Origin of the sequence: Mucilaginibacter pocheonensis (genome assembly GCF_031456535.1) — a bacterium.
In the GTDB taxonomy this organism is placed as follows: Bacteria; Bacteroidota; Bacteroidia; order Sphingobacteriales; family Sphingobacteriaceae; genus Mucilaginibacter; species Mucilaginibacter pocheonensis.
Genome location: NZ_JAVDUU010000001.1, coordinates 1,351,556 through 1,377,020, shown reverse-complemented (window position 1 = coordinate 1,377,020; position 25,465 = coordinate 1,351,556). Strand labels below are relative to the sequence as shown.

Annotated in this window: 22 protein-coding genes; 14 read left to right on the top strand and 8 right to left on the bottom strand. The window is 41.6% G+C overall.

Annotated features, from left to right (window positions below; genetic code table 11):
* Positions 1-20 precede the first annotated feature (20 nt).
* Positions 21-956 carry a tRNA epoxyqueuosine(34) reductase QueG gene (queG, locus tag J2W55_RS05700; RefSeq protein WP_310092951.1) on the top strand — a complete coding sequence of 312 codons (936 nt, stop codon included), beginning with the start codon at positions 21-23 and terminating at the stop codon, positions 954-956.
* A gap of 177 nt (positions 957-1,133) precedes the next feature.
* Here queG and J2W55_RS05695 read toward each other — a convergent pair whose 3' ends face one another.
* Positions 1,134-2,162 (bottom strand): exonuclease domain-containing protein, encoded by a 1,029-nt coding sequence (locus J2W55_RS05695; protein WP_310092949.1) that lies wholly within the window; start codon positions 2,160-2,162, stop codon positions 1,134-1,136.
* Between the two features lie 135 nt (positions 2,163-2,297).
* Between J2W55_RS05695 and J2W55_RS05690 the strand changes: the two genes are divergently transcribed.
* Positions 2,298-4,271: a DUF3858 domain-containing protein gene (locus J2W55_RS05690; protein ID WP_310092947.1), complete on the top strand. Its 1,974-nt coding sequence runs from the start codon at positions 2,298-2,300 to the stop codon at positions 4,269-4,271.
* A complete protein-coding gene (locus J2W55_RS05685) occupies positions 4,271-6,181 on the top strand; it encodes a DUF3857 domain-containing protein (protein WP_310092945.1) in 1,911 nt (636 codons plus the stop codon). The genes J2W55_RS05690 and J2W55_RS05685 overlap by 1 nt, the downstream gene beginning before the upstream one ends.
* Here the strand turns inward: J2W55_RS05685 and J2W55_RS05680 are convergent.
* From J2W55_RS05680 to J2W55_RS05665, 4 genes are all read right to left on the bottom strand, one after another.
* A complete protein-coding gene (locus J2W55_RS05680) occupies positions 6,168-6,296 on the bottom strand; it encodes a hypothetical protein (RefSeq protein WP_310092943.1) in 129 nt (42 codons plus the stop codon). The genes J2W55_RS05685 and J2W55_RS05680 overlap by 14 nt on opposite strands.
* A 75-nt stretch (positions 6,297-6,371) precedes the next feature.
* Positions 6,372-6,947, bottom strand: coding sequence for a C40 family peptidase (locus J2W55_RS05675; protein WP_310092941.1), 576 nt, complete (start codon positions 6,945-6,947; stop codon positions 6,372-6,374).
* Between the two features lie 116 nt (positions 6,948-7,063).
* A complete protein-coding gene (locus J2W55_RS05670; RefSeq protein WP_310092939.1) occupies positions 7,064-9,058 on the bottom strand; it encodes a prolyl oligopeptidase family serine peptidase in 1,995 nt (664 codons plus the stop codon).
* A gap of 34 nt (positions 9,059-9,092) precedes the next feature.
* The gene (locus tag J2W55_RS05665) at positions 9,093-11,060 is read right to left on the bottom strand and encodes a S9 family peptidase (RefSeq protein WP_310092937.1); all 1,968 of its coding nucleotides are present in this window, start codon (positions 11,058-11,060) and stop codon (positions 9,093-9,095) included.
* Between the two features lie 194 nt (positions 11,061-11,254).
* Here J2W55_RS05665 and J2W55_RS05660 point away from each other — a divergent pair, with 194 nt between their 5' ends.
* Complete coding sequence (locus tag J2W55_RS05660; RefSeq protein WP_310092935.1) at positions 11,255-12,676, top strand: B12-binding domain-containing radical SAM protein; 1,422 nt, start codon at positions 11,255-11,257, stop codon at positions 12,674-12,676.
* Positions 12,677-12,748: 72 nt separating this feature from the next.
* Here J2W55_RS05660 and pyrF read toward each other — a convergent pair whose 3' ends face one another.
* Entirely contained in the window at positions 12,749-13,579 is an 831-nt protein-coding gene (pyrF, locus tag J2W55_RS05655) for an orotidine-5'-phosphate decarboxylase (RefSeq protein ID WP_310093481.1), read from the bottom strand.
* Between the two features lie 351 nt (positions 13,580-13,930).
* Between pyrF and rho the strand changes: the two genes are divergently transcribed.
* The 3 genes from rho to purS all read left to right on the top strand — a co-directional run bounded on the left by rho (position 13,931) and on the right by purS (position 16,606).
* Positions 13,931-15,556, top strand: coding sequence for a transcription termination factor Rho (rho, locus tag J2W55_RS05650; protein WP_310092933.1), 1,626 nt, complete (start codon positions 13,931-13,933; stop codon positions 15,554-15,556).
* 92 nt (positions 15,557-15,648) lie between these two features.
* Entirely contained in the window at positions 15,649-16,371 is a 723-nt protein-coding gene (gene pssA, locus J2W55_RS05645; RefSeq protein ID WP_310092932.1) for a CDP-diacylglycerol--serine O-phosphatidyltransferase, read from the top strand.
* Entirely contained in the window at positions 16,352-16,606 is a 255-nt protein-coding gene (gene purS, locus J2W55_RS05640) for a phosphoribosylformylglycinamidine synthase subunit PurS (RefSeq protein ID WP_310092930.1), read from the top strand. Before pssA ends, purS begins: the two co-directional genes overlap by 20 nt.
* Before the next feature lie 126 nt (positions 16,607-16,732).
* On the opposite strand, the gene J2W55_RS05635 is transcribed toward purS, so the two are convergent.
* Positions 16,733-17,110, bottom strand: coding sequence for an Hpt domain-containing protein (locus J2W55_RS05635; protein ID WP_310092929.1), 378 nt, complete (start codon positions 17,108-17,110; stop codon positions 16,733-16,735).
* 22 nt (positions 17,111-17,132) lie between these two features.
* On the bottom strand, positions 17,133-17,612 hold the full coding sequence (gene folK, locus J2W55_RS05630) for a 2-amino-4-hydroxy-6-hydroxymethyldihydropteridine diphosphokinase (protein ID WP_310092927.1): 480 nt from the start codon (positions 17,610-17,612) through the stop codon (positions 17,133-17,135).
* Between the two features lie 86 nt (positions 17,613-17,698).
* Here folK and sppA point away from each other — a divergent pair, with 86 nt between their 5' ends.
* The 7 genes from sppA (at position 17,699) to J2W55_RS05595 (ending at position 25,420) form a co-directional block, all read left to right on the top strand.
* On the top strand, positions 17,699-19,486 hold the full coding sequence (gene sppA / locus J2W55_RS05625) for a signal peptide peptidase SppA (RefSeq protein WP_310092925.1): 1,788 nt from the start codon (positions 17,699-17,701) through the stop codon (positions 19,484-19,486).
* 233 nt (positions 19,487-19,719) lie between these two features.
* Positions 19,720-21,405: a helix-hairpin-helix domain-containing protein gene (locus tag J2W55_RS05620; protein ID WP_310092923.1), complete on the top strand. Its 1,686-nt coding sequence runs from the start codon at positions 19,720-19,722 to the stop codon at positions 21,403-21,405.
* A gap of 70 nt (positions 21,406-21,475) precedes the next feature.
* Complete coding sequence (gene rfaE1, locus J2W55_RS05615) at positions 21,476-22,453, top strand: D-glycero-beta-D-manno-heptose-7-phosphate kinase (RefSeq protein WP_310092921.1); 978 nt, start codon at positions 21,476-21,478, stop codon at positions 22,451-22,453.
* Between the two features lie 61 nt (positions 22,454-22,514).
* Positions 22,515-23,069, top strand: a complete 555-nt coding sequence (locus J2W55_RS05610) for a D-sedoheptulose 7-phosphate isomerase (protein ID WP_310092919.1) — start codon at positions 22,515-22,517, stop codon at positions 23,067-23,069.
* Positions 23,070-23,149: 80 nt separating this feature from the next.
* Positions 23,150-23,653, top strand: coding sequence for a D-glycero-beta-D-manno-heptose 1-phosphate adenylyltransferase (gene rfaE2, locus J2W55_RS05605; protein WP_310092918.1), 504 nt, complete (start codon positions 23,150-23,152; stop codon positions 23,651-23,653).
* Positions 23,654-23,661: 8 nt separating this feature from the next.
* Positions 23,662-24,627: a glycosyltransferase family 9 protein gene (locus J2W55_RS05600; protein WP_310092917.1), complete on the top strand. Its 966-nt coding sequence runs from the start codon at positions 23,662-23,664 to the stop codon at positions 24,625-24,627.
* A gap of 163 nt (positions 24,628-24,790) precedes the next feature.
* Positions 24,791-25,420, top strand: a complete 630-nt coding sequence (locus J2W55_RS05595; RefSeq protein WP_310092915.1) for a hypothetical protein — start codon at positions 24,791-24,793, stop codon at positions 25,418-25,420.
* Positions 25,421-25,465: the final 45 nt, after the last annotated feature.

Sequence of the window (25,465 nt, the reverse complement as noted above, 5' to 3'; positions counted from 1 at the left end):
GTAGTATCTTTGCATCAGTAATGCAAAACAGGACAACATATAGCAAGTTGATCAGGGATGAAGCGCAAAAACTTGGCTTTTTGTTTTGCGGAATTTCAAAAGCGGAATTTTTAGAAGATGAAGCCCCGAGACTGGAAGCCTGGCTGAAAAAAAACATGCATGGCGAAATGCAATACATGGAAAATCACTTTGATAAACGTCTTGATCCGCGCTTGCTGGTTGATGGAGCAAAGTCAGTTATTTCCTTGGGCATTAACTATTATACCGATAACAGGCAGGCTGATCCTTCGGCGCCAAAAATATCAAAATATGCGTATGGCATTGATTATCATACAGTAATTAAAGAAAAATTAAGGCAGCTTTTACAGGTTATCAATGAAAAAATTGGCGAAGTTGGCGGTCGTGCGTTTGTTGATTCCGCGCCGGTTCTGGATAAGGCCTGGGCAAAAAAGGCCGGTATGGGCTGGATAGGTAAAAACTCCAACCTGCTTAATAAAAAGGCAGGCTCCTTCTTTTTTCTTGCAGAATTGATCATCGACCTGGAACTTGAATATGACGTGGCCCCCACCGTTGATCATTGCGGCACTTGTACCAATTGTATTGATGCCTGTCCTACTGATGCCATTGTTGGTCCGTATGTGGTTGATGGCAGCCGCTGCATATCATATCTTACTATTGAGCTTAAAGGCGAGATTCCAGCAGAGTTTAAAGGCAAAATGGACAATTGGATGTTTGGCTGTGATATTTGCCAGGATGTATGCCCGTGGAACCGCTTTTCGGTACTTAATACCGAGCCGGCTTTTACTCCCCACCCTGACTTACTTAATTTAAAGGCAGGCGACTGGCAGGAGATCACCCAGGATATTTTTCAAAAAGTATTTAAAAACTCAGCCGTAAAACGCACCAAATTCACGGGGCTCAAAAGGAATATTGAATTTCTTCGAAATGAGATATGAGATATGAGATATGAGATATGAGATCAACGCCTTTATATCAGTGGTGTTTTAAATACCTGCTGATTTTACAAGCATCATCAATAATAATCCTCACAAGTTAATTATAAGAGTTTATATCTATTCGGATCGTCTTTTTAAAACAATCTCAAATCTCATATCTAACATCTCAAATCTAAATTATCCTTTTTTAAACTTTAAAGCCAATTGCTGCAGCATATCGTCATCAACAGGTTTTGCTGGCTCTTCCTTCTTTTTAAAGGGTTTTGGCGGATACTGAGTTCGGGTATGATCGGGTTTTGTAAACTCTTTTTTCTGATAATCTACTTTGGGGGCATCCGTACGCGGGCTTTGTTCGGCTGGCTTTGGCTGCGCTGCGGCCCTGACCTGGCGCTCGGCTGCTTTTTTGCTATTCCACCGGGTGTATATTTCTTCCAGTTTACGTTTAGTGTACAGCGGAAAATCGCCCTGCATCATCCATGCGTAATAGCTTGGCTCTACATTAAATACATCCTCAACACGCTTGCCCTTATGTTTGCCAAAATTTATAAGTTCTTCGCCTTGTTCATTATAAACCATCCGGCCTGCAAAATCAACCGGTTTGCTTAGGTTTGTAAATTTATGCAGCGCCTCAACGTCACCTACAATCGGAATAAGAATATTACCTTTCTTGTCTTCCCATTCCATATTTTCATAGCGTTCAATTTGTGCCAGCAACACTTCCATAGTAGCACGGGTATCAGCCTCGGCCGAGTGTGCATTTTCTATCTTTTTATCACAATAAAATTGGTAGGCAGCCTTTAGGGTACGCTGCTCCATTTGATGGAATATATTTTGTACGTCTACAAAATGGCGCTCATCAAGGTTAAATGACACGCCTGCTCGCAAAAACTCTTCCATCAGCATGGGAATATCAAACTTATTGGAATTGTAGCCGGCAAGATCGCTTTCGCCGATAAATTCAGCTATAAGCTGGGCTATATCTTTAAATGGCAATTCGTCTTTTATATGTTCATCATAAATACCATGTACCATTGATGACTCTAATGGAATGGGCATACCGGGATTAACACGCCAGGTTTTAACTTCCTCGCTCCCATCAGGATGTAGCTTAATTACAGATATTTCAACTATACGGTCAGCACCGATATTGGTGCCGGTGGTTTCAAGGTCAAAAAAAGCCAAAGGGCGTTTTAAATTTAATTTCATTTTAAAAGTATCAGTAGTAGATAGTACAAAGGTCGCAAATGTCCTAAAAAGAATCAGCAGAATAAATTATTTAATTTATTTAATATACCAGTTTTATATTTAATTTAATACCACCTTAATTTATCACGATTATTCATGAAAAAAATACTACTCATTGTATTCATAACTATTGGTTTTCAAAGCTTTACGATTGCGCAGGATTTTAATGAAGGTTTTGTTCAGGAAGAGGTCGACATGAAAAAGTACGATAAAGATACCGCTGCCCACGCGGTATTCCTGAATGAATTCGGCAATTCAAGGATCGACATAACAAGCGATGACCACATCAGGCTTATTTTTGATTACCACGCCAAAATAAAAATATTCGACAACAAAGGCTTTGCCAGCGGCACCATTGAAATACCGGTGCACAATAATGATGAAACGGCCGAAGAAGTTACTGATATTACCGGATCAACCTGGTATAAGGATGATGACGGCATGGTACACAAAACTGAGCTTGATCCTAAAAAAATATTTAAGGTTAAGGATTATAAATATGGCAGTACAATAAAATTTGCACTGCCGGGCTTACGCAATGGTTGTGTTATTGAGTTCAGATACAGACTCATCTCGCCTTACTGGGATAGCTTTCGCCGCTGGGATTTTCAGGACGAAGTGCCTAAAGCTTATTCGCAATACGAAGTCCATATACCTGGTTTCTGGACATTTAACGCATCATTAAGAGGTAGTTTAAAACTATTCAAATCAACTTCTGAGATTGAACGCGAGTGCTTTACTTCGCATGGCTCAAAAAGCGACTGCTCGCACATAGTTTATGCCATGAAAGATATACCCGCCTTTGTTGAAGAGGACTATATGACCTCGCGAAAAAATTTTTTATCGGCTATTTATTTTGAGCTTGTTGAGTTTACTAATCCTTATAACGGGATTAAAACTGTGGTGACTAAAGAGTGGAGAGATATTGACCACCAGCTTAAAATAGCGGAAGGATTTGGCTCCCAGCTTAAGCGGAAAGATTTAATGAAAGAGCGAATGGCCCCTGTAATTGCAGGTAAAACCAATGACATGGACAAAGCGAAGGCTATTTATGCCTATCTTCAAAAGTGGTATAAATGGAATGATTATATTGGCATATACAGCTCTGATGGTATCAGGAAGGCTATGGATGCTCACACCGGCGGTATTGCCGATATAAATCTTACGCTTGTTACTGCATTAAACGCCGCTGGGATAAATACCGAAGCTGTATTATTATCTACCCGTGACCATGGCAATGTAAATATGCTATATCCTGTATTAAGCGATTTTAATTACGTAATAGCCAAAGCCAATATTGATGGCAAACCTTATTTACTTGATGCAACTGATCCGTTATTGTCATTTGGCTTACTACCGCTTAAATGCCTTAACGATAAAGGACGGGTAATAAGTTTGGATAAGCCATCATATTGGATGGAATTAAATTCGCTGCAAAAAACAAGCAATATGAGTGCGCTTGATCTTACTTTGCTTGACAATGGAAAAATCAAAGGGAAAATAACCAATTTTTATAGCGGTTATGATGCGTATCAAAAACGCAAGGCTATTAAAAAATTCAACTCGGTTGATGAGTATGTGGAAGACCTTGATGGCAAGATGCCCAAATTAAAGATCCTGAAATCAAATATCACCAATCTTGACAGTCTTGATATGCCCCTGGGCGAGATTCTTGAAGTAGAAATAGATGCTTTTGACAATATGAAAAGCAACCACCTGGTATTCAATCCATTTTTATGGGATAAAAGAACCAGCAACCCTTTTAAACTGCCCGAACGCGATTATCCTGTCGACTGGGGTATGGCTTCAGACACTCGCCTGGTACTTACCATGCACCTGCCTGCTCAATACGTTATTGAAACCCCTCCTCAGGTAGTGGCATTTGGTATGCCCAATAACGGCGGCATGTTTGCAACAAGCTTTGATAACCAAGGCGATACCTTTACATTTTCAAACATAACCAGGTTCACAAAGGCCATCTATTATCCGGAGGAATATCCTTATCTTAAAGAGTTATATAATAAGATCATCCTTACCGAAAAGGCAGATATGGTTTTCAAGAAAAAATAATGAGAGTATTTTTAACACTGTTTTCAATCCTGGTCATTAATATGGCGGCCCTGGCGCAGGACAACTATGATGTATCCCTTATTTCAAAGGACCTGCTGCCGTATGCCAGCGCTGTTGTACGCAATAAAGAAGTAAGTGTAGAGGTAAAAGACCTGGATAATACTACTTATCACATCAAAACAGCCATTACTATATTAAATAAAAACGGAGATGACATTGCGCGCATTGTAGTTTGGCACAATAAAAGCAATGTTATAAAAAACATTAAGGGAGCCGTTTATAACCAGTTTGGCAAGCTTACAGCTAAATTTTCAGAGAGCGATTTTGAGGATGTAAATTCAGGCAATAATTTCTCGCTGTTTGAGGATTCGCATGTAAAACATTACAATCCTGCTGTAACTGATTATCCGTACACCATTGCCTATGAGTGCGAAGTAAAATCAAAGCAATCCCTTAATTTTGATGATTGGGAACCTAATTCTACCACCGGCCTGGCCGTTGAAAAAAGCTCCTACATATTTAGCTGTAAACCCGATTTTAATATCAGGTATAAAGAATTTAATATTCCTAATAAGGTAATTATTGGTACCAACAAGCAGGGACTTAAAACTTATACATGGCAGGTTAATAATTTAAAAGCTGTTAAAGATGAACCCTACAGCCCCAACCATGATAAATATTTAAGCAAGGTAAAAATAGCTCCTGAAAAATTTAGCTATGAAGGCATCAAAGGCTCGTTCACCAATTGGAAAGAACTGGGTAAGTGGCAATATGATAAACTGCTGGCCAGCCGTTTGCAGGTATCAGACGTTACCGCAAATCACATGAAAGAGCTCACCCATGACATTGCCGACCCTAAGCTAAAGGCAAAAAAGATATACGAATACATGCAGAATAAAACCCATTATATAAGCATACAGGTGGGCATTGGAGGTTATCAACCATTTTTAGCGGCCGATGTTGACCAGCAAAACTATGGCGATTGTAAGGCACTGGTAAATTATACACAAGCGCTGCTTAAAACAGTTAATATTGAATCATACTACTGTGTTGTGCAGGCGGGCAGCCGTAAGGTAAGCATGCTTAATGATTTTGCAAGTATGGACCAGGGAAACCATATTATTTTGTGCCTGCCTTTTAAAAATGACACCACTTTTTTAGAGTGTACCAGCCAGAAAATGCCATTTGGCTTTTTAGGTGATTTTACCGACGACCGCACTGTGCTGGCTTGCACACCCGATGGCGGTAAATTACTCCATACACCTAAGTATACAGCCCAGAATAATTTGCAGCAACGCAAGGCCGCTTTTATTTTAGGAGCAAGCGGTCAATTGTCAGGTAGTATGCTTACAACCTTTAAAGGCGCCCAATATGACAACCGAGAAACAGTGATTGAAGAAACATCAAAAGAACAAATAAAAAGCCTGCAGAAAGAGTATGCCATCAATAACATGGACATTGAAAAAGCTGAATTTAAACAGGACAAAAGCCTGCAACCGGCAACTGTGGAGAACATAAAACTTGACGCGCGTGATTTTGGATCAGTAAATGATGGAAAAATATCCTTCCTGATAAATGCCACCAACCGGCTTACAACAGTTCCGCGCGAGGTAAGGAACCGGCACAATGATGTATATATTAACCGGGGATATACCGACGAGGACGAGATCACTTATACTTTGCCAACAGGTTACAAGCCTGAAATGCAACCAACAGATGTATCGATCAGTAAACCATTCGGAAAATTTTCGGCAACTATAGCGATAAAGGGCAACGAATTGACATATAAGCGCCGGATGCAGGTTTTTGATGGAACTTACAATAAAGATCTGTACCAGGATATGGTCGATTTTTATCAGGCCATTGTAGAAAGTGACAGCAGCAATGTTACCCTGGTTATAGGTAACTGAATATAACAATGCCCAGTATAATGCCAACGATCATAACCAGGTACAGTAAGATTTCGTTACCGGCAAAACGTTTATACTTAGTCCAAAATGAGTATTCTTCTTTTTGATCAGCCATGATACCGCAAAATTACTGAATTTAATTTTTTTATTACCCCTGCAGCATTTAATGATGAGTGAAATAATGGCTAACTTATTTTCCGGCGCTAACATCAGTAGCGGTATCTGTCATAATTGACCCCGCCCTTGAAAAATACTTGTATATGGATGGATCATGCAAATTCACAATCATTACCCCTTTTCTTGAACTGGCGTGAACCACGTATCCATTTTGCAGATATATACCCACATGGCTGAATTGCCTGCCATCAAAATCAAAAAACACCAGGTCGCCTTCTTTCAGGTCTTCTTCATATTTACGTTTAATGATCGTGATCTGCTTACTGGTCATCCGTGGAATGGTGATGCCATAAACCTGCTGTTCCAATAAAAAAGCAAGCCCCGAACAATCTATCCCATCTTTATCCAGTCCCCCGAATTTATATGGCGTACCCATCCATTGATCAATAAAGGCATACAACCGGCCATTTTCAATATTGTTCCTATTCACGCCCATAATTTGAGAGTATTTCTCGGCCATTTCGGTTTGTGGTTTCACAATTTCGCCGGGTTGCCCCTTCATTGCCGCCTTACGTGAATGGCACGAGGTTAATACCAGGGGTACAAAAAATAGTACAAACAGGTAAAACAGGCAGTGATGTTTAGTCATGCTGTAAAATTATATTTAAACCCCAGTTGTTTAACATGGATATTTTTAACATATTAACATAGGCTGAACTTCCTCCGCGTGTTGTAAAAACAGGCCGGATAGATTGAACACCCTGATTATAGCGTTGGCGGGCCCAAATACTTATCAAACCAGCCAATATAGCGCTGAACTCTGTCAACCTGGTAGCTTGGCACACTGATCCCATGGTTCTGGCCCGGATAAAGCACCAGTTCTGTAGGTATTCCCAGCGATATAAGCGCCTGGTACATTTGCTCCCCCCCGCCTGTAGGCACGTTAAAATCCTTTAAGCCCGACATAAAAAGCGTCGGTGTTTTGATCTTATCGGCATGAAAAAACGGGTACGAAAGTTTTATATACTTCTCTGCGTTCTTCCAGGGCGGCCCAAGTTCATTATCATACTGCACCACCCATTGGTCGCTGCCATAAATTGATAGCTGCAATGCGCTGCCCGCCCCGCTTGCGGCGGCTTTAAAACGGGTATCTGTCGCTATGGTGTAGTCGGTTAATATACCACCGTAGCTCCAGCCACCAATGCCCAGGCGTTGCGGGTCGGCTATTCCCATTTTAACCAGTTCATCAACAGCACCAAGCAGGTCTTTCACCTCTTTGTTACCCCAATCGGCATATATAGCTTTGGTAAACTCAATTCCCCTGCCGGTGCTGCCACGATAATTAACCGCTGCCACCGCGTAGCCCGCGCTGGCTAAAACCTGCCTTATGGCGTCAAATTCAAACTCGTCCTGATCAGTTGGGCCTCCATGTATGTATAAAATAAATGGCAACTTTTTATTTACCACACTATCAGGAGTATACAATATACCTGATACCAGCGTACCATCGCTGCTGAACGATTGAAAGCCTTTTACATATGCCAGTTTCACCTTATTTAACCATTTGTCCTGGTGAAAGGTAAGCCTGCGAATTTTGCCGTTCTCAATAGCTACCAGCTCATGGGGCAGGTGTGGGTTGGTCATTTTAACTATCCAGTTACCGGGTGAATGGGCAACTATATTTTCAAAACTGCTTTGAGCACTTTTGTTGATCACAGTTGATTTATGGAGCAGCAGGTTGTATTGGGCTATGTAGCGGATACGGTCGTCACTTACCAGGTAAGCAATGTTTTTACTGTCTTTGCTCCATACATGATTGCTCACAGGCCTGTCAAGCTGTTCAGTAAGCAGTTTATTGTTTTTACCGTCAGCATCCATCAGGCACAACACTTCATGCTGGTAAATAAAATAATCAGCATCGCTTGTTGAGCGCAGGTAAGCAATATGTTTGCCATCCGGGCTCCACAGCGGCGAAGAATCCCGGCCGGTAAAAGTGGTTAGCTGATTTGCCTCTGCTCCGCTTTTAGCCTCTATTGTGAAGATATCCGAATTTTCATTCCTGTCCGGATCAACAGTATGATTGCTTACAAAGGCAATGGTCTTACCATCTGGGCTCCACACTGGCGAACTGTCATCCATATCCCCTTTTGTCAATGTGTCCAGCTTTTTAGTGGCTATATCATATATATATAAATGCGAGTGTAAATGTTGTAAGTACCCATCAACGTCCTGCTTAAAGTGGTAGCGGTCAATTTTTATAGGCCGGGGTGTTTTCGGTTCCGGTTTACCTTTATTTTCAGGATCTTTTATAATAAGCGCTAATTTTTTACTGTCTGGCGACCATACATAATCTTCCAGCGAACCCTTAATATCGGTCAGTTTCCGTCCCTCACCACCCCGGCGGTCCATCAGCCAAACCTGACCACCGTTTTTGGAGTCGCGCTCTGATAAATAGGACAGATATTTGCCATCAGGTGTCCATTTTGGCGACGAAGCCGGATCGCTCCCCTGGGTAAGTTCAATGGATTGCTTGCCATCATAACTTTGCATCCACAGATGGGATACCCGGTTGTCTTTGGCAGAATCAACCTCTGATAAACTGTAGGCTATCCACTTCCCGTCGGGCGAAAGCTGCGGGTCTTCAAGTGTGGGTATGTGTAAAAGATCAACTGGTTTAAAAGACCTTTTTGCCGTTTGAGCCATAGTGTCTGCGCTAATAATAAACACAGCCACAATAAATAACATATTTTTACTCATCATATCAGTTATGCGGTATAGAGCTTTAATTGATTTATTATTTCAAATATTTACTATACCATTCTATATAGCGTTGCAGCCTGTCAACCTGGTAACTTGGTTTAGTAAGGCCGTGAAACTGGTTAGGATATAATATCAGTTCGGTAGGAATGCCTTGCGACCTGAGCGCTTGATACATCTGCTCGCTTCCTATAGTTGGTACATTAAAATCACGCAGGCCCGACATAAACATTACAGGCGTTTTTATTTTATCGGCATGGAAAAACGGATAAGATATTTGTATCCATTTGTCGGCATTTTTCCATGGAGCACCAATTTCATTTTCATATTGCAGCACATATTGATCGCTGCCATAAACCGATAACTGCAGGGCGCTCCCCGCGCCGCTTGCCGCCGCTTTAAAACGAGTATCAGACGCTATGGTGTAATCTGTGAGTATACCGCCATAACTCCAGCCGCCAATACCCAGGCGATTAGGGTCGGCAATGCCCATGCGTTCCATATAGTCAACGGCACCCAGCAGGTCTTTCACCTCCTTGTTGCCCCAATCGGCATATATGGCTTTGCAATAATCCAATCCGCGGCCATTACTGCCCCGGTAGTTTACGCCTATTACAGCATAGCCTGCCGATGCCAGCACCTGCCTGGTAATGTCAAAAGTATATTCGTCCTGCCCTACGGGGCCACCGTGTATAAATAATATCAGCGGCCATTTTTTTCCGGCGACACTATCCGGCTTGAACAGGATGCCAGAAACGTCGGTACCATCAACACTGCGCGACTGAAAACCAGACACATGTGCCAGTTTTACTGTATTTAACCAGGCCTGATGATGAAATGTTAAACGGCGCAGTTTATCGCCTTCTACAGCAAACATCTCTGCAGGTGTGTACGGGTCGCTTTCTGCAACAACCACATTACCAGAGGCGTTGGTGTTTATGTCGCTTATGCTGTACATCCCTTTAATTAGGGTCGATATTTTCCCGTTGTTGACATTGATACCGGCCAGATAGCGTTGCCGGTCATCAATCACCATGAACAACATATTCTTATTATCCTTCCAAACCTGACCGGCAACGGGGCGGTCAAGCTGCTGGGTTAAAACCCTGTTGTTTGAGCCTACCGCGTCCATAATACACAATACATTATGATCGTACATCATATAATTAGCATCGCTCGTAGTGCGCAGGTACGAAATATACCTGCCATCGGGGCTCCATTGCGGATTAGCGTCACGACCTTTCCAAGTGGTAAGCTGCAACATAGTAGCATTAGGCCTGGCGTCAATAGTAAAAATATCTTTATTCTGGTTTTTGTCTGGATCTGCGGTACGGTTGCTTACAAACGCGATTGTTTTGCTATCGGGCGACCATACCGGCGAGTTTTCATCTTTATCGCCCTTAGTCAGGGTATCCAGTTTTCTGGCGTTCACATCAAACAGGTATAAATGGTCATGCAGGTGTTGCAGGTAACCTTCTATGTCTTGTTTAAAGTGATAGCGGTCAATTACTATAGGTTTGGGGGTTTTAGGCTCTTCCTTTCCTTTGTTTGCCGGGTCACCTATTACCAAAACCAGCTTTTTACTATCCGGCGACCATGCGTATTCGCTCAGGTCGCCCTTGATATCGGTCACCTTATATCCTTCTCCCCCGCGGCGATCGATCATCCAAAGTTGTGAACCATTTTTTGAATCACGGGCTGATAAAAAGGCAAGGTATTTACCATCCGGGCTCCAACGGGGCGTCGAAGCCGCCTCATCGCCATGGGTAAGTTCTATTACCTCTTTACCATCCCAGCTCTGCATCCACAAATGAGATACGCGTTTGTCTTTCGCAGTATCTACTATTGAAACACTGTAGGCAACCCACTTACCGTCGGGCGAAAGCTGCGGATCGCTCACCGAGGGTATACGATAAATATCTGCCGGTTTTAGGAATGTTTTTTCCTGGGCGCTTGCGTAAAAGAAAATTGATAAGACGATAACTGATAAGATGGCTCTTTTCATATAGTGATAAAGCATATTGGCTGGTAATTTAACAATTATGCGGCATACTATTTAAGCAAGCAGGGTTTGTAGTTTAAAAATTACGTACGGGAGAGAAAAGACCGATCAAAGTTTAATTGCAAATGTTGAATTTAATTATTTACTTTGTTTTACAAAGTACTTTTAAATTATATAATAGCTTAGATTCCAACGCCATGAAAGTAAAAATGATACTGCCCGCTTTAACAGAAGCCGAAAGCCCGTTCTGGAGGCCGATAAAATATTCCTTATTCCCACCTTTGGGACTGGCAACGCTGGCGGCCTATCTTTCGCCCGATGATGAGATCGATCTGCAGGACCAGCATGTGGAACAATTAAACCTTAACGATACCCCGCATTTAGTTATAATACAGGTATATATAACCAATGCTTACCGCGCCTATAAAATTGCAGATCACTACCGGGCAAAAGGAGCATATGTAATACTGGGCGGTTTGCATGTAACATCCCTCCCGCTGGAAGCCGCGCCGCATGCCGATAGTATTTTTATAGGGCCAGGGGAAGATATTTTTCCTATGTTTTTAACAGATTTTAAAAAAGGCTGTCCGCAAAAGGTTTACCGTTCAACTATACGCACGCTTGAAAAAGTTCCGCCTATACGCCGCGATCTTATAAAAAGGCATCTTTACCTGGTGCCCAATTCCATTGTAGTTACCAGGGGTTGTCCACACCATTGCAGCTTTTGTTATAAAGACGCTTTTTTTGAGGGCGGGCGCACTTTTTATACACAGGAAACAGATGATGCGCTGGCTGAAATTGACAGGTTACCCGGCAGGCACCTGTATTTTTTGGATGATCACCTGCTTGGAAATGCCAGGTTTGCCACCAGTTTGTTTGACGGGATGAAAGGAATGAACCGCGTTTTTCAGGGTGCCGCAACTGTCGATTCCATATTAAGGGGCAACCTGATAGAAAAAGCTGCAGAAGCTGGTTTAAGAAGTTTATTTGTGGGCTTTGAAACTTTTTCGCCTCAAAACCTTAAACAAAGTAATAAAAAGCAAAACCTGGAAAAAGATTATGTGGAGGCCGTGAACAGGCTGCACAGCCTCGGCATTATGATAAACGGAAGTTTTGTATTCGGCCTTGACGACGATGATAAGGATGTATTTAAAAGAACGGTTGACTGGGGAGTAAAACATGCTATCACAACATCTACCTATCATGTATTAACGCCATATCCCGGTACAGGGCTTTTTAACGATATGGAAAGACAAGGAAGAATACTTACCAAAAACTGGGACCTTTATGATACCCGCAAGGTTGTTTATCAAACCGTTGGTTTAAGCGCCCAGGAGCTTGAAGACGGCTATTGGTGGGCGTACAAGGAGTTTTACAAGTGGAGTAATATATTTAAGGGGAGCATGCAGCACCACGCTCATGCTCACAAATTAAAACACTTTTTTTATGCCGGGGGATGGAAAAAATTTGAATCCGTGTGGAATTTCCTTATCAAAACCAAAAACCTCAATAATACCCTCCCTGCATTAGAAACCGTGCTATCAAAGATCACCTTTAAAAAAGATCAGGGTATGACCGCTATTAATGAGGCCGCTACAATGCCGGCTTTGTTTGAATAATAGCCTTGTTTATAAAAATCTATGCTTAATATTTAAGCCTCGTCAAAAGACGAGGCTTAAAGTTTGACGTATCTATATCACCCCGGCTTTTTCAAGTTCAGCCTGCATTTGCTGTTGTATATTTTGCGCTTCGGTGCGGGCAGCTTCGGCAAAATCCATACCGTTGCTGGCGTAGATGATAGAGCGCGACGCGTTTACAATAAGCCCGCAGTCTTTTGTAATGCCATAGCGGCAAACATCTTCCAGGCTGCCGCCCTGGGCACCAACGCCGGGTACCAGTAAAAAGTTATCAGGAGCAAACTTGCGAATGTTGGTAAATTCGGTGCTTTTGGTAGCACCTACCACATACATGATCCTATCAGCTCCGGCCCAGGTATTAGCTTTTTTTATAACGGTTTCATATAAATATCCATCGCCTGTTTGCAGGTACTGGAAATCTTTGCTTCCTACTGATGAGGTAAGGGCCAGTAAGATCACCCACTTACCCTCATAAGCCAGATAAGGTGTTACGCTGTCGTTTCCCATATAAGGGGTGATGGTTATCGCGTCAAAACTCATACCTGATGCCTTTTCATCAAAAAAAGCCCGGGCATATTTGTCAGATGTATTGCCGATATCCCCTCTTTTGGCGTCTATAATATTTAAACACTCTGAGGGTAAATATTTCCAGGTGTTAATAAGGCTTTGCAGACCTTTTATGCCATAGGCTTCATAAAACGCGGCATTGGGTTTATAAGCTACACAAAGATCTTTGGTAGCATCAATTATCCTTTTATTAAATTCAAGTATAGGATCAGGATAGTCTTTTAAAAATTCGGGGATCTTGTCAATATCCGTATCCAGACCAACGCATAAAAAGGACTTTTTTTGTTTGATCTGTTCTATTAACCGGGCGCGTGAAATCATTAATGCTTAATATTTTGAATGTCAAAAAAACTAAAAATTTAGCTTAATCACGGCCTTTCATAAGATATTTATTTAAATAATTTGAATTTAAAAATTATTTGATTACAATTGCAGCGTTTTCCTTTGAATTTTTCTTGCACTAAAGAAACAATTTAAAACCCCACGTTATTTATTATAGTAATATTTACCTGGATTTGGATGTTTAGTTAATCAAAGTTTCAAGATCAATTTCTTTAAAACAGTGCTTGTCATATACCACGTAACAGCTTAAAGTGTGCATGGAGGCATTATTACCGTCGAGAAAACAATTTACGATATTAAAAATCCCATTGAACTATAATTCATATCATGTCTGATAAAATAGAATTGAACGACAAACTCGTTTCTGAGTTGCGCGAAATTGCAAAAAATTTAGGTATAGCAGAAGCTGACGAACTCAGGAAGCCACAGCTAATATCCCGCATAATTGAACAACAACAGCTAATTGAGGCCGCGCGGGCTCAGCAAAATATTGTTGAATCAAACTACACCCCCTCCGTTACAGTTGATGCAGGAGAAAAAACACGTAAAAGGACCCGCGTATTGAAACCCAAAACGCAGCCCCGTGTTGAAGTACCTTTAGATGATACCAACCTGTTTGATCTGCAAGATGAGGAAAACCCGGTGGAAGAAGCTGAAAATGAGATACCGGTAGCCGCAGCTGAAACAAGCGAAGCGCCAACAGCTCAACAGGGCGAAACAACTACCAGGACTGATGAGCCACCAGCAGAAAGCCGCCCACAGAAATTTGACAGGCGCGCAAATAACAACCAGAACCAAAATCAGCAAAAAAACCAGGAACCCGCAATTAACCTTGATTTTGACAACGTAATTGTAAACGAAGGTGTATTAGAAATTATGCCTGATGGTTATGGTTTTTTACGCTCTTCAGATTATAATTACTTAACCTCGCCTGACGACATTTACGTGTCACAATCACAGATAAAACTATTTGGGCTTAAAACAGGTGACACGGTTCGCGGAAGCATCCGTCCGCCAAAAGAAGGCGAAAAATATTTTCCGCTGGTACGTGTAGAGGCTATTAACGGCCGTATACCTGCCGAAGTACGCGACCGCGTTCCTTTTGATCACCTGACACCACTTTTCCCGTCAGAAAAACTGAGCCTGTTTACAGATCCGGGCAACTATTCAACCCGTATTATGGACCTTTTTTCGCCAATCGGTAAAGGTCAGCGTGGTTTAATTGTAGCCCAGCCAAAAACCGGTAAAACCATGTTATTAAAGGATGTGGCCAATGCCATAGCCAAAAACCATCCCGAGGTTTATTTGATCATATTATTGATTGATGAACGCCCCGAGGAAGTAACCGACATGGCCCGCAGCGTACGCGCCGAGGTTGTATCATCGACCTTTGACGAACCAGCCGAGCGCCATGTTAAAATTGCCAACATTGTTTTAGAAAAAGCTAAACGTATGGTTGAGTGCGGTCATGATGTGGTGATCCTGCTTGACTCTATCACCCGCCTTGCCCGTGCTTATAATACCGTGGCACCAGCGTCAGGAAAAATACTTTCAGGTGGTGTTGATGCCAACGCACTGCATAAGCCTAAACGCTTTTTTGGCGCCGCCCGTAACATTGAGGATGGCGGCTCATTAACCATAATTGCTACAGCCTTGACCGAAACCGGCTCAAAAATGGATGAGGTTATTTTTGAAGAATTTAAAGGTACAGGTAACATGGAGCTACAGCTTGACCGTAAGCTTTCAAACAAACGTATATTCCCGGCTATTGATATTACGGCATCGAGCACCCGCCGTGACGATTTGCTGCTTGACCGCGACGCGTTACAACGCATCTGGATTTTACGCAACCACTTGGCGGATATGAATTCGCAGGAATCAATGGAGTTTTTACAGGCCCAGATAAAAGGCACAAAAACCAACGAAGAATTTCTGATTTCGATGAATTCGTAATATTTTAGCGTTTATGAAGTTATAGATATATATATAAATTTTATCTGTAACTTCATAAATACTTAATAAAATCCTGATAACTTCATGGCCAGATGAAGAAGCGCGTTAAGAAACATCTCCCCAATGCCATTACCTGTGCTAACTTGTTTAGCGGCTGTATAGGGATAGTATTTGCATTTCAGGATAATTTGATAGTGGCAGCGTATGCCATTTTTCTTTCTTCCATATTTGACTTTTTTGATGGCCTGGCTTCAAGGGTACTCAACTCCTATTCTTTTATTGGAAAAGACCTTGATTCGCTTGCCGATATGGTAAGTTTTGGCGTACTGCCATCGGTTATCATTTATGAGTTGTTTTTGAAGGCTCACCAAATTGATAATGTGAGTCATTTTTTAAACTTCGCCGCGTTTTTGATTCCGGTGTTCTCGGCCTTAAGGCTGGCCAAATTTAATAACGATACGCGCCAGTCTGATAGTTTTATTGGCCTGCCCACGCCAGCCAATGCCATACTCATTGCATCGCTCCCTTTAATTATGCAGCAATATGAGGATCTGGCAAATTATATATTAAATCCATATGTGCTTACCGTTCTGGTGCTGGTAATGTGCGCATTATTGGTGTCTGAGATACCGCTCATGTCACTAAAATTCAAGAATCGCGATTTTAATAAAAACATTTTCCGTTATTTACTGCTGTTGTTTTCGGCAATACTGATTCTATTTTTTAAATTTGTGGCAGTTCCGGTGGTTATATTTATATACATCACTTTATCTTTAATTCAATTTAAATTCACAAATGACAAAGTTCCAGGCTGAAATTGACGTAATGCCCAAAAAAGAAATACTTGACCCTCAGGGAAAAGCAGTAACCGGAAGCATGAAAAACCTTGGTTTAGCCGAAATACAAAATGTACGCATAGGTAAACATATTACCCTTGAAATTGAAGCTGAAAGTGCCGAAACCGCACACGCCAAAGTTGAGCAAGCCTGCAAGAACCTGTTAGCAAACCTGATCATGGAAAGCTACACTTTTACTGTACAAGCGGTATAGTTAGCATAAAGCTGAAAGGTAAAAGGCTATGGCTATTTATTGCTGCAGAGATTGTAAGATTAGCTCTTCTTTATTTGAGTTTTCAAATCAATATTGAATATCCCGGTACTTTTACCCTTCACCTTTTTACAACCCCGCCTCTTTTTCTTCTTTTATTTTTTGAAGCCTTACAAGGTTAGCGCTCACTGTTGTTTTTACCTGTTCAAACTTCTGCAATATTTCTGCAGGGTTATGCCCTCCGTCCTTACAGGCCAGTTCAACCTCCTGTATAGTAGCCTGGCTTACTGGCATACCAAAAAAACCAAGGTTGGGCTTTAATTTATGTGATGATTTGGCTGCATTATCCCAATCACCTTTAGCCAGCGCATCATCAATACTGGTAATTAACTGAGGCGTTTGTTGCAGGAACATATCAATTGACTCAACAATGAATTCATCGCTGCCGTCGGCAATCTCATATAAAAAAGAAAGATCAAGATCCTGATCAGGCGAAATATCTGACATATAACAATTATGAATTATAAATTTATACTTTTTTTACGATCAAGTTATCCTGAAGTTCACTTTTAAGCTGTAAAATATTTTTTTTAAACACCGGATGCATGAAATCCGCTGCAATTTCGGCAAGTGGCTCCAACGTAAACCTGCGCTTGTGCAATTCAGGGTGCGGCACTTTTAAGTTGGGTTCGTTTATAATAGCGTCCCCATAAAACAAAATATCAATATCAATAATGCGCGATCCCCATTTTTCCTCGCGCTTGCGCCCTAACAGGGTTTCAATAGCTAATATTTTTTCAAGAATAATTTTCGGGGGTAGTAACGTTTGCAATAAAAGCACCTGATTAAGGTAATCTGGTTCGTCCGTTTTACCCCATGACGCCGTTTCGTAAACTGACGATGCTTTTACAATCGGCGCAATATCAGCCTCTATATGCTCAATTGCCCGGTTAAGGAACAATTTTCTATCGCCCATGTTACTTCCCAAAAGCAAAAAAATATCATTCATGTTGTAACAAATATTATAGACAGCGCTCTTAACATTATCAGTATTGAATTACTAAGTTTGCATAGATAAAAAGATTTATAACATTAATGAAACAATTCTTCAAATTCGTTCTGGCTACCATTGTTGGAATAGTTATATCGGGTGTCATTATCATCGTTATTATTGCAGGCATTATTGGCGGGTTGATTGCATCGGCAGGCAGCGAAAAAACAGTAGATGTTGAACCAAACTCCGTGCTGCGCATGGCATTTACAAATCCTATTACTGAACGTACCCCCAACAACCCACTATCCGGAATAAGTTTTTTAGGATTGGATAAGGATAAATCAACCGGTCTTAATGATATACTTGCGAGCATTCACAAAGCAAAAACCGACGAAAATATAAAAGGCATTTTCCTTGACGAAAGTTACATGATGTCGGGCCAGGCCACTACCGAAGAAATACGCAATGCGCTAATCGATTTTAAGAAATCAGGAAAATTTGTTGTGGCCTACGCCGAAATTTACACCCAGGGCTTTTACTACCTGGCCTCGGTTGCTGATAAAGTTTATATAAATCCAAAAGGTATTTTTGAGTTCCACGGCTTTAATTCGGAGATCACTTTTTTAAAAGGAGCACTTGATAAGTTAGGTATTGAAGCACAAATAATTAAAGTAGGTACTTATAAAAGTGCGGTTGAACCACTGATATTAACCAAAATGAGCGATGCCAACCGCATGCAGGTTACCTCTTATTTAGGCTCATTATATGATTATTATTTAACGGGCATAAGCAAAAGCCGCGGTATAAACAAAGACACGCTATTTAATTATGCCGACCAGATGCGTGTACAGTTCCCTGAAGACGCGCTGAAATTAAAGCTGGTTGACGGCTTAAAATATAAGGACGAAATATTGGACGATCTGAAAAAACGCTCGGGCGCGGATTCAAAAGACAATCTGAAAAGCATTGATCTGGGCGACTATACAAAAGGCCACTCTGAGAACGACAAAGACAAGGAGGAAGCCTCATCTAAAAACCGGATAGCCGTGGTTTATGCCTCAGGTGAAATTTCTGGCGGCGATGGCGATGATAACACCATAGGATCTGAAAGGATATCAAAAGCCTTACGTAAAGTGAGGTTAGATAATAAAGTAAAAGCGGTTGTACTTCGTGTTAACTCGCCGGGCGGCAGTTCACTGGCTTCGGATGTTATCTGGCGCGAGGTGATGCTCACAAAAAAAGTAAAACCCATTATTGTATCCATGGGCGATGTTGCGGCATCAGGCGGTTATTATATAGCCTGCGCGGCCGATTCAATTATAGCTCAACCCAATACCATTACCGGCTCCATAGGCATTTTCGCCATATTGCCTAACCTGCAGAAACTGTTTAACGACAAATTGGGTGTTACTTTTGACGGGGTTAAAACAGGCAAATATGCCGATTTGGGTGATGTTACCCGCCCCCTAACCCCTGCCGAGCGGCTCATATTGCAAAACAGCGTGAACCACGGTTATGATGATTTTACCAAAGCTGTAGCTACGGGCAGGCACAAAACACAGGACTATATAAACAGCATTGGCCAGGGCCGGGTTTGGACAGGCGAGCAAGCTGTAAAAATTGGCTTGGTTGACCGTTTGGGTAATATCAACGATGCCATAGCATCGGCTGCCAAAAAAGCCAATGTAAAAACATATAGCCTGGTAGCTTATCCGGAGCAAAAAAGCTTCCTTACCCAATTAAGCGGTGATATAGGTGTAGAAGCACGAACCCGCGTACTAAAATCAGAACTTGGTGACCATTACAAGGTGTATGAACAATTAAAAGGCATGACCCAAATGATGCGTACCCCGCAAGCGCGTCTTCCTTATGATATTGTAATTAAATAAGATCTTTCCAGTTAATATTTTGATTAAAGCTGCTTGTATGGGCAGCTTTTTTTTTGAAAGTAAAAGTTAAAAACCAATGCGTTGAGGATTGCAGCGGATACAGTCCCCGCCAAGTTTTTAAAATTTCGTAAATTTTCAATCAACCTTCTAAAATTCTTAACCTTAAAAAACAATCCCCGCACAAAAGCTGTCTTTACAATGGCTTTTTGTATTTTTACCGCCTCAACATCATTATGGAAAATAAACCCATAGCCCGCAAACTTCGTTTACTATCACAACTCATGGAATTGCATGAGGTTAACCCTTTTAAAATAAAGTCGATAGCTAACGCTGCCTTTAAGGTTGACAAACTCCCCTTCCCTATCGCTGGCAAATCATTTGAGCAGCTGGAAAAAGTTGATGGTATTGGCAAAAGCATTGCAGCTAAGATCATTGAGCTTTTTGAAACCGGCACTATTGCCGAAATGGAAGAACTATTGGCTACTACCCCGGCTGGTGTTGTTGAAATGATGGGCATTAAGGGTATAGGCCCCAAAAAAGTGGCCATTATATGGCGCGAATTGGGCATTGAAACTACGGGCGAGCTTTTTTATGCCTGCAATGAGAACCGCCTGATAGAGGCTAAAGGCTTTGGCCTTAAAACCCAGGAAGAAATACGGAAGGCTATTGAATTCAGGATGGCCAGCAACGGCAAGTTCCTGTTTGCCCAGGTTGAAAAAGAAGCCAATGAATTAATGGACGAGGTGAGGGCCATTTTTCCGGATGCGCTGAAACATTTTGCAGGCGAGTTTCGCAGGCTGAGCGAGATCATTACTGAAATTGTGATCATTGTGGGCAGCATCAATCATGAAATGGCATACAATACCCTGTTACAGTCAAAGATCCTGAACAACGTTATATTGAACGAAAACCATATATCGGGCGAATTACAGAACGGTCTGCTGGTTGATATTATTTGTGTTGACCAGGCCGATTACTTTAAGGAACTGTTTCTGAACACAGGAAGCGATGACCATGTGCAGGCCGTGTTGGAACGCATTAACGTGCCGCTTGACCAACCTGAAAACGAAGAACTTATTTATAAAAAAGCCGGCCTGAGCTGGATGCAGCCCGAATTGCGTGAGGGCACATGTTTTATTGAAAAGGCCGAAAAAAATGAGTTGCCTACCCTGATTATTACACACGATCTGAAAGGCAGCCTGCATAATCATAGCACCTGGAGCGATGGTGTAAATACCGTGGAAGAAATGGCTTTGTACTGCCGGGATAATTTAAAACTGGAATACCTGGGTATGTGCGACCACAGTAAAAGTGCGTTTTATGCTAAAGGGCTAACTATTGAGCGGGTATTGCAGCAGCATGAAGAAATTGACCATCTGAATAAAAAGCTGGACGGCTTTCACATATTTAAAGGTATTGAATCGGATATATTGTATGATGGCTCGCTCGATTACCCTGACGAAATTCTGCAAAAGTTTGATTTTATTGTTGCATCCATACATTCTATACTTAAAATGGATGAGGCAAAAGCCACATCGCGATTAATTACCGCTATTGAAAACCCATATACCACCATACTGGGGCACCCAACCGGGCGGCTGCTGTTAAGCCGTGGAGGCTATCCTATCAATTATAAAAAAGTAATTGATGCCTGTGCAGCCAATAATGTGGTGATCGAAATCAATGCCAACCCCTTACGGCTTGATCTCGACTGGCGCTGGCATCAATACGCTTTAGAAAAAGGCGTTTGGTTATCCATAAACCCTGATGCTCACCGCGTTGAAGGCTTTTTAGATATGCATTACGGAGTTTTAGCTGCCCGTAAAGGAGGTTTATATAAGGAAATGTGTCTTAACGCGTTGTCCTTACAAGAAATTACAAAAGTTTTCGAGAAAAAGAGGTCATTGGTAAAAGGATAAAAGCTTACAGGGATAAAAGGGTTTGAGGCAAACGATTATTGGAAAACCAGTGACCAAATCACTAAAATAAATGATAAACAAAATACGCGCTATACAATCGTCAAATAAAAAGCCATCTATACTGGTTATTGGAGATCTGATGATTGATCATTATATTGTGGGAAGCGCCAGTCGCCTGTCGCCCGAAGCACCGGTACCTATCGTAAATGTAAAAAATGAATCTGTTACGCTTGGCGGGGCGGGTAACGTGGTGCAAAACCTGGTAGCCCTGGGGGCCCGGGTAACTGTTGCCGGTGTAATAGGCAATGATGCCGCCGGTACCCAGATCATTGAAATATTGACAAACGAGGGCGTTGAAACCCATGCAATTATAAAAGACGATAGTCGCCCTACCACGCTTAAAACCCGTGTTTTGGCAGGCAGCCATCAATTGGTAAGGATTGACAGGGAAACGGTAGACGAAGTATCGGGCACCGTTGCAGATAAGTTGATGAATATACTTGCCGGTTATATGAGCAACGCCGATATGGTAGTATTATCTGATTATAACAAGGGCTTATTTTCTCCCGCGTTAACGCAAAGGCTTATAACTGAAGCAAACAACCAGGGCAAAAAAGTAATAATTGACCCTAAAGGGTTAAACTATGAAAAATATAAAGGTGCATATATTATAAAACCTAACCGCAAGGAACTGGCCGAGGCCGCTAAAACCGAAAGAATAAACTCGCTGGACAGTTTAAAGCAGGCAGCTAAAGTTATTTTTGAACAAACCGGAACCGAATACCTGGTGGTAACACTATCAGAAGAAGGTATGGTGATATTAAGCGAGCTAACACACAAGCTTTTACCGGTTAAAGCTACCGAGGTTTTTGATGTAACCGGTGCCGGTGATACCGTATTGGCTACAATAGCCTATTTTATAGCGGCAGGCTTAACTATTGAAGAGGCCTGCGAATTGGCCAATCATGCCGCTGCTATTGTGATAAGGCACGTTGGTAGCGCCACCACTACCATTGATGAGATCATTAATGACATGGAGAAAAACTGAGGGCCTCTATAAAACAAGGATTGAAGGATAAAGAGAACAAAACATATAACGTAAAATATACATGGTTTTAAACGAATTAAAAGACCATCAAAATATCATACAAAAGGTAATTGATACGCTCTCGGGTGATATCGAAGCTGCCTGCGAAATGATCATTTCGACCATCAAAAGCGGCAATAAGGTGTTATTGGCCGGCAATGGTGGCAGTGCGGCCGATGCCCAGCACATTGCGGCAGAATTGAGCGGTCGTTTTATTAAACACCGCAAAGCCCTGCCGGGGATAGCCTTAACTGTTGATACATCGGCACTTACGGCTATTGCTAATGATTACGGTTATGAGCATGTATTTGCACGTCAGGTAGAGGCATATGCACAGCCCGGCGATTTGTTTATTGGTATTTCAACCAGCGGTAATAGTCCGGGTATATTGAATGCCTTTGACACGGCCACACAATTTAAATGCAAAACATTAGGTTTGTCAGGCCGTGATGGTGGCAAAATGAATGGAAAATGCCAACTGAATATTATTGTGCCGTCAGACATTACTGCCCGCATACAGGAAATGCACATATTGATTGGCCACATACTTTGCAAAGCTGTTGACGACCTGTTTTAAACAGGGGAATTAACGTAAAGACGCATCATATGCGTCTCTGTTTGATAAAAAGAGACGCGCGTCTCTACAAAAAAGAATGTATGAGAATCGACCTCGAAAAAATACTTACTGATAAAATAACCGATCTGCCATCGCTCCAAAAACAGTTGCAAAGCTGGCAAAACGAAGGTAAAAAAGTAGTTTTTACAAACGGGGTGTTTGATCTGCTGCATATTGGCCACATCACCTACCTGGCCAAAGCTGCTGAACTGGGCGATAAGCTCATTATTGGGTTGAATGCTGATAGCTCGGTTAAGCGTATAAAGGGTGAAAGCCGCCCGGTTAATGATCAAAGCAGCAGGGCCGCTATTTTGGCCGCCCTGTTTTTTGTTGACGCGATAGTTGTTTTTGAGGATGATACCCCACTAAACCTGATCAGCACCCTGTTGCCCGACATTTTGGTAAAAGGCGCTGATTACACTGTTGAAAATATTGTTGGCGCCAAAGAGGTAATAGCCAATGGCGGCGAGGTAAAAACCATTAATTTTGTTGAAGGCTACTCCTCAACTTCAATAATTGAAAGGATCAAAAAGCAAATTACCTAAGGCAAAAGATGAAAATACTGGTGATCCGCTTTAGCTCAATGGGCGATATAATTTATACCACCCCCGTTGTGCGCTGCCTTAAAAAGCAAATACCGGGAGCCGAAGTGCATTTTTTGACCAAACCGGCCTTTAAATACATTTATGATAATAACCCTTATGTTGATAAGCTGCTGCTGCTGAGAGCTACCCTTTCGGCAACCATCAATGAAATAAAAGCAGAAGATTACGATTACATTATTGACCTGCATAACAACCTGCGAACCGCCATAATTAAACTTCGTACCGGTATAAGATCATCAACCTATCAAAAACAACCCATAAAAAAATGGCTCAGTTTAAAATTTAAACTTAAACTGATCCGTCCCGTTCATTTGGTTGACCGGTATCTTAAAACTGTTACGTTTTTGGGTGTTGTTAATGACGGGCAGCCTATTGATTATTATATCAAGGCAGATCATCAGTTAAATAACCTGTTACCCGTATCGCATCAAAATGAATATGTGGCATTTGTTATTGGCGCTACCCATTTCACCAAACGTATGCCTAATGAAAAGATCATCAGTATATGCCGCCAACTTAGCAGTCCGGTAGTATTACTGGGAGGTAACGACGTTAAAGCCAATGGCGATATTATTGCCGGCGCAATTGGTGCAACGGTTTATAATGCCAGCGGTATTACATCGCTTGACGAATCGGTATTCCTGGTATCAAAGGCCAAAAGCATAATTGGCTTTGATACCGGCCTTACGCATATTGCGGAAGCCTTTGATAAACCTATTGCATCGGTTTGGGGCGGCACCACACCCGATCTGCTGGGTGTGCAACCCTATATGGTTAAAGATGTGCTGGTTACCGGTGTTGACCTGCCCTGCCGCCCATGCTCCAAATTCGGGCTTGAAAAATGTCCGCTCGGACATTTCAAATGTATGTATGATATACCTAATGACGATATTATCAATTTCATAAACAAATAAGTTGCTATTTATACCTTTTACCGCACAAACTATGTTCATTATGAACTTTTGATGAACATAGTTAACTATTGCGATGACCAGCATTTTTTTGACACGTTGAACCAGTACTTTTGCGGGGTATGAGTTATTACACATATAATTTAATAACCGGTAATTTATAAGTATGAAAAAACTGTTCCTTTTATTTGTTTTTATCGTCACGTTCTCAAACGTTTTTGCGCAGCGCCAGGAGGTGGTTGAAATTGTGGGCATTAATACGGCTTTTCTTAACTCTTCACACAGTAGTTCGCCTTTAATTAAAGGCACCGCGCCCATAATGAGCATCAATTTCGGTGTAATAGATAATTTCAATTATGGCAATTTCGCAATACGCACCGGCCTTGTTTTTACCGGAAAAGGGGGAACTTATAATGAAAATAGCATCCCTAAAAATTTGAGGATATACTATTTTGAAGCCCCGGCTGATTTCATTTACCAGGAGCATAAAGGAAAAGACGGCATTTTTTTTGGCGCCGGCCCGTACTTTTCTGCTGGCTTTGGAGGCAAGCTTTATGTTGGCGACCCAAAAAAAGCATATACAGATGATCTGAATTTGTATAAAAAAGCGCCGCTTTTCAGAACAGGTGATATTGGCGCAGAAGGGATAATAGGGTATAAATTAAAATCTGGCTGTGTTCTGGATTTAAATTATAATGAGGGATTTGCAAACATTTTAACTAACAAGGCTAATAGCAATGATACCAAATCATTAATGAACCGCTCATTTGGAGTTTCTGTTGGCTATCCATTTTAACTGATTTGATTTTAATTAATAACACAAAAAGTTGAATAAGCTGTT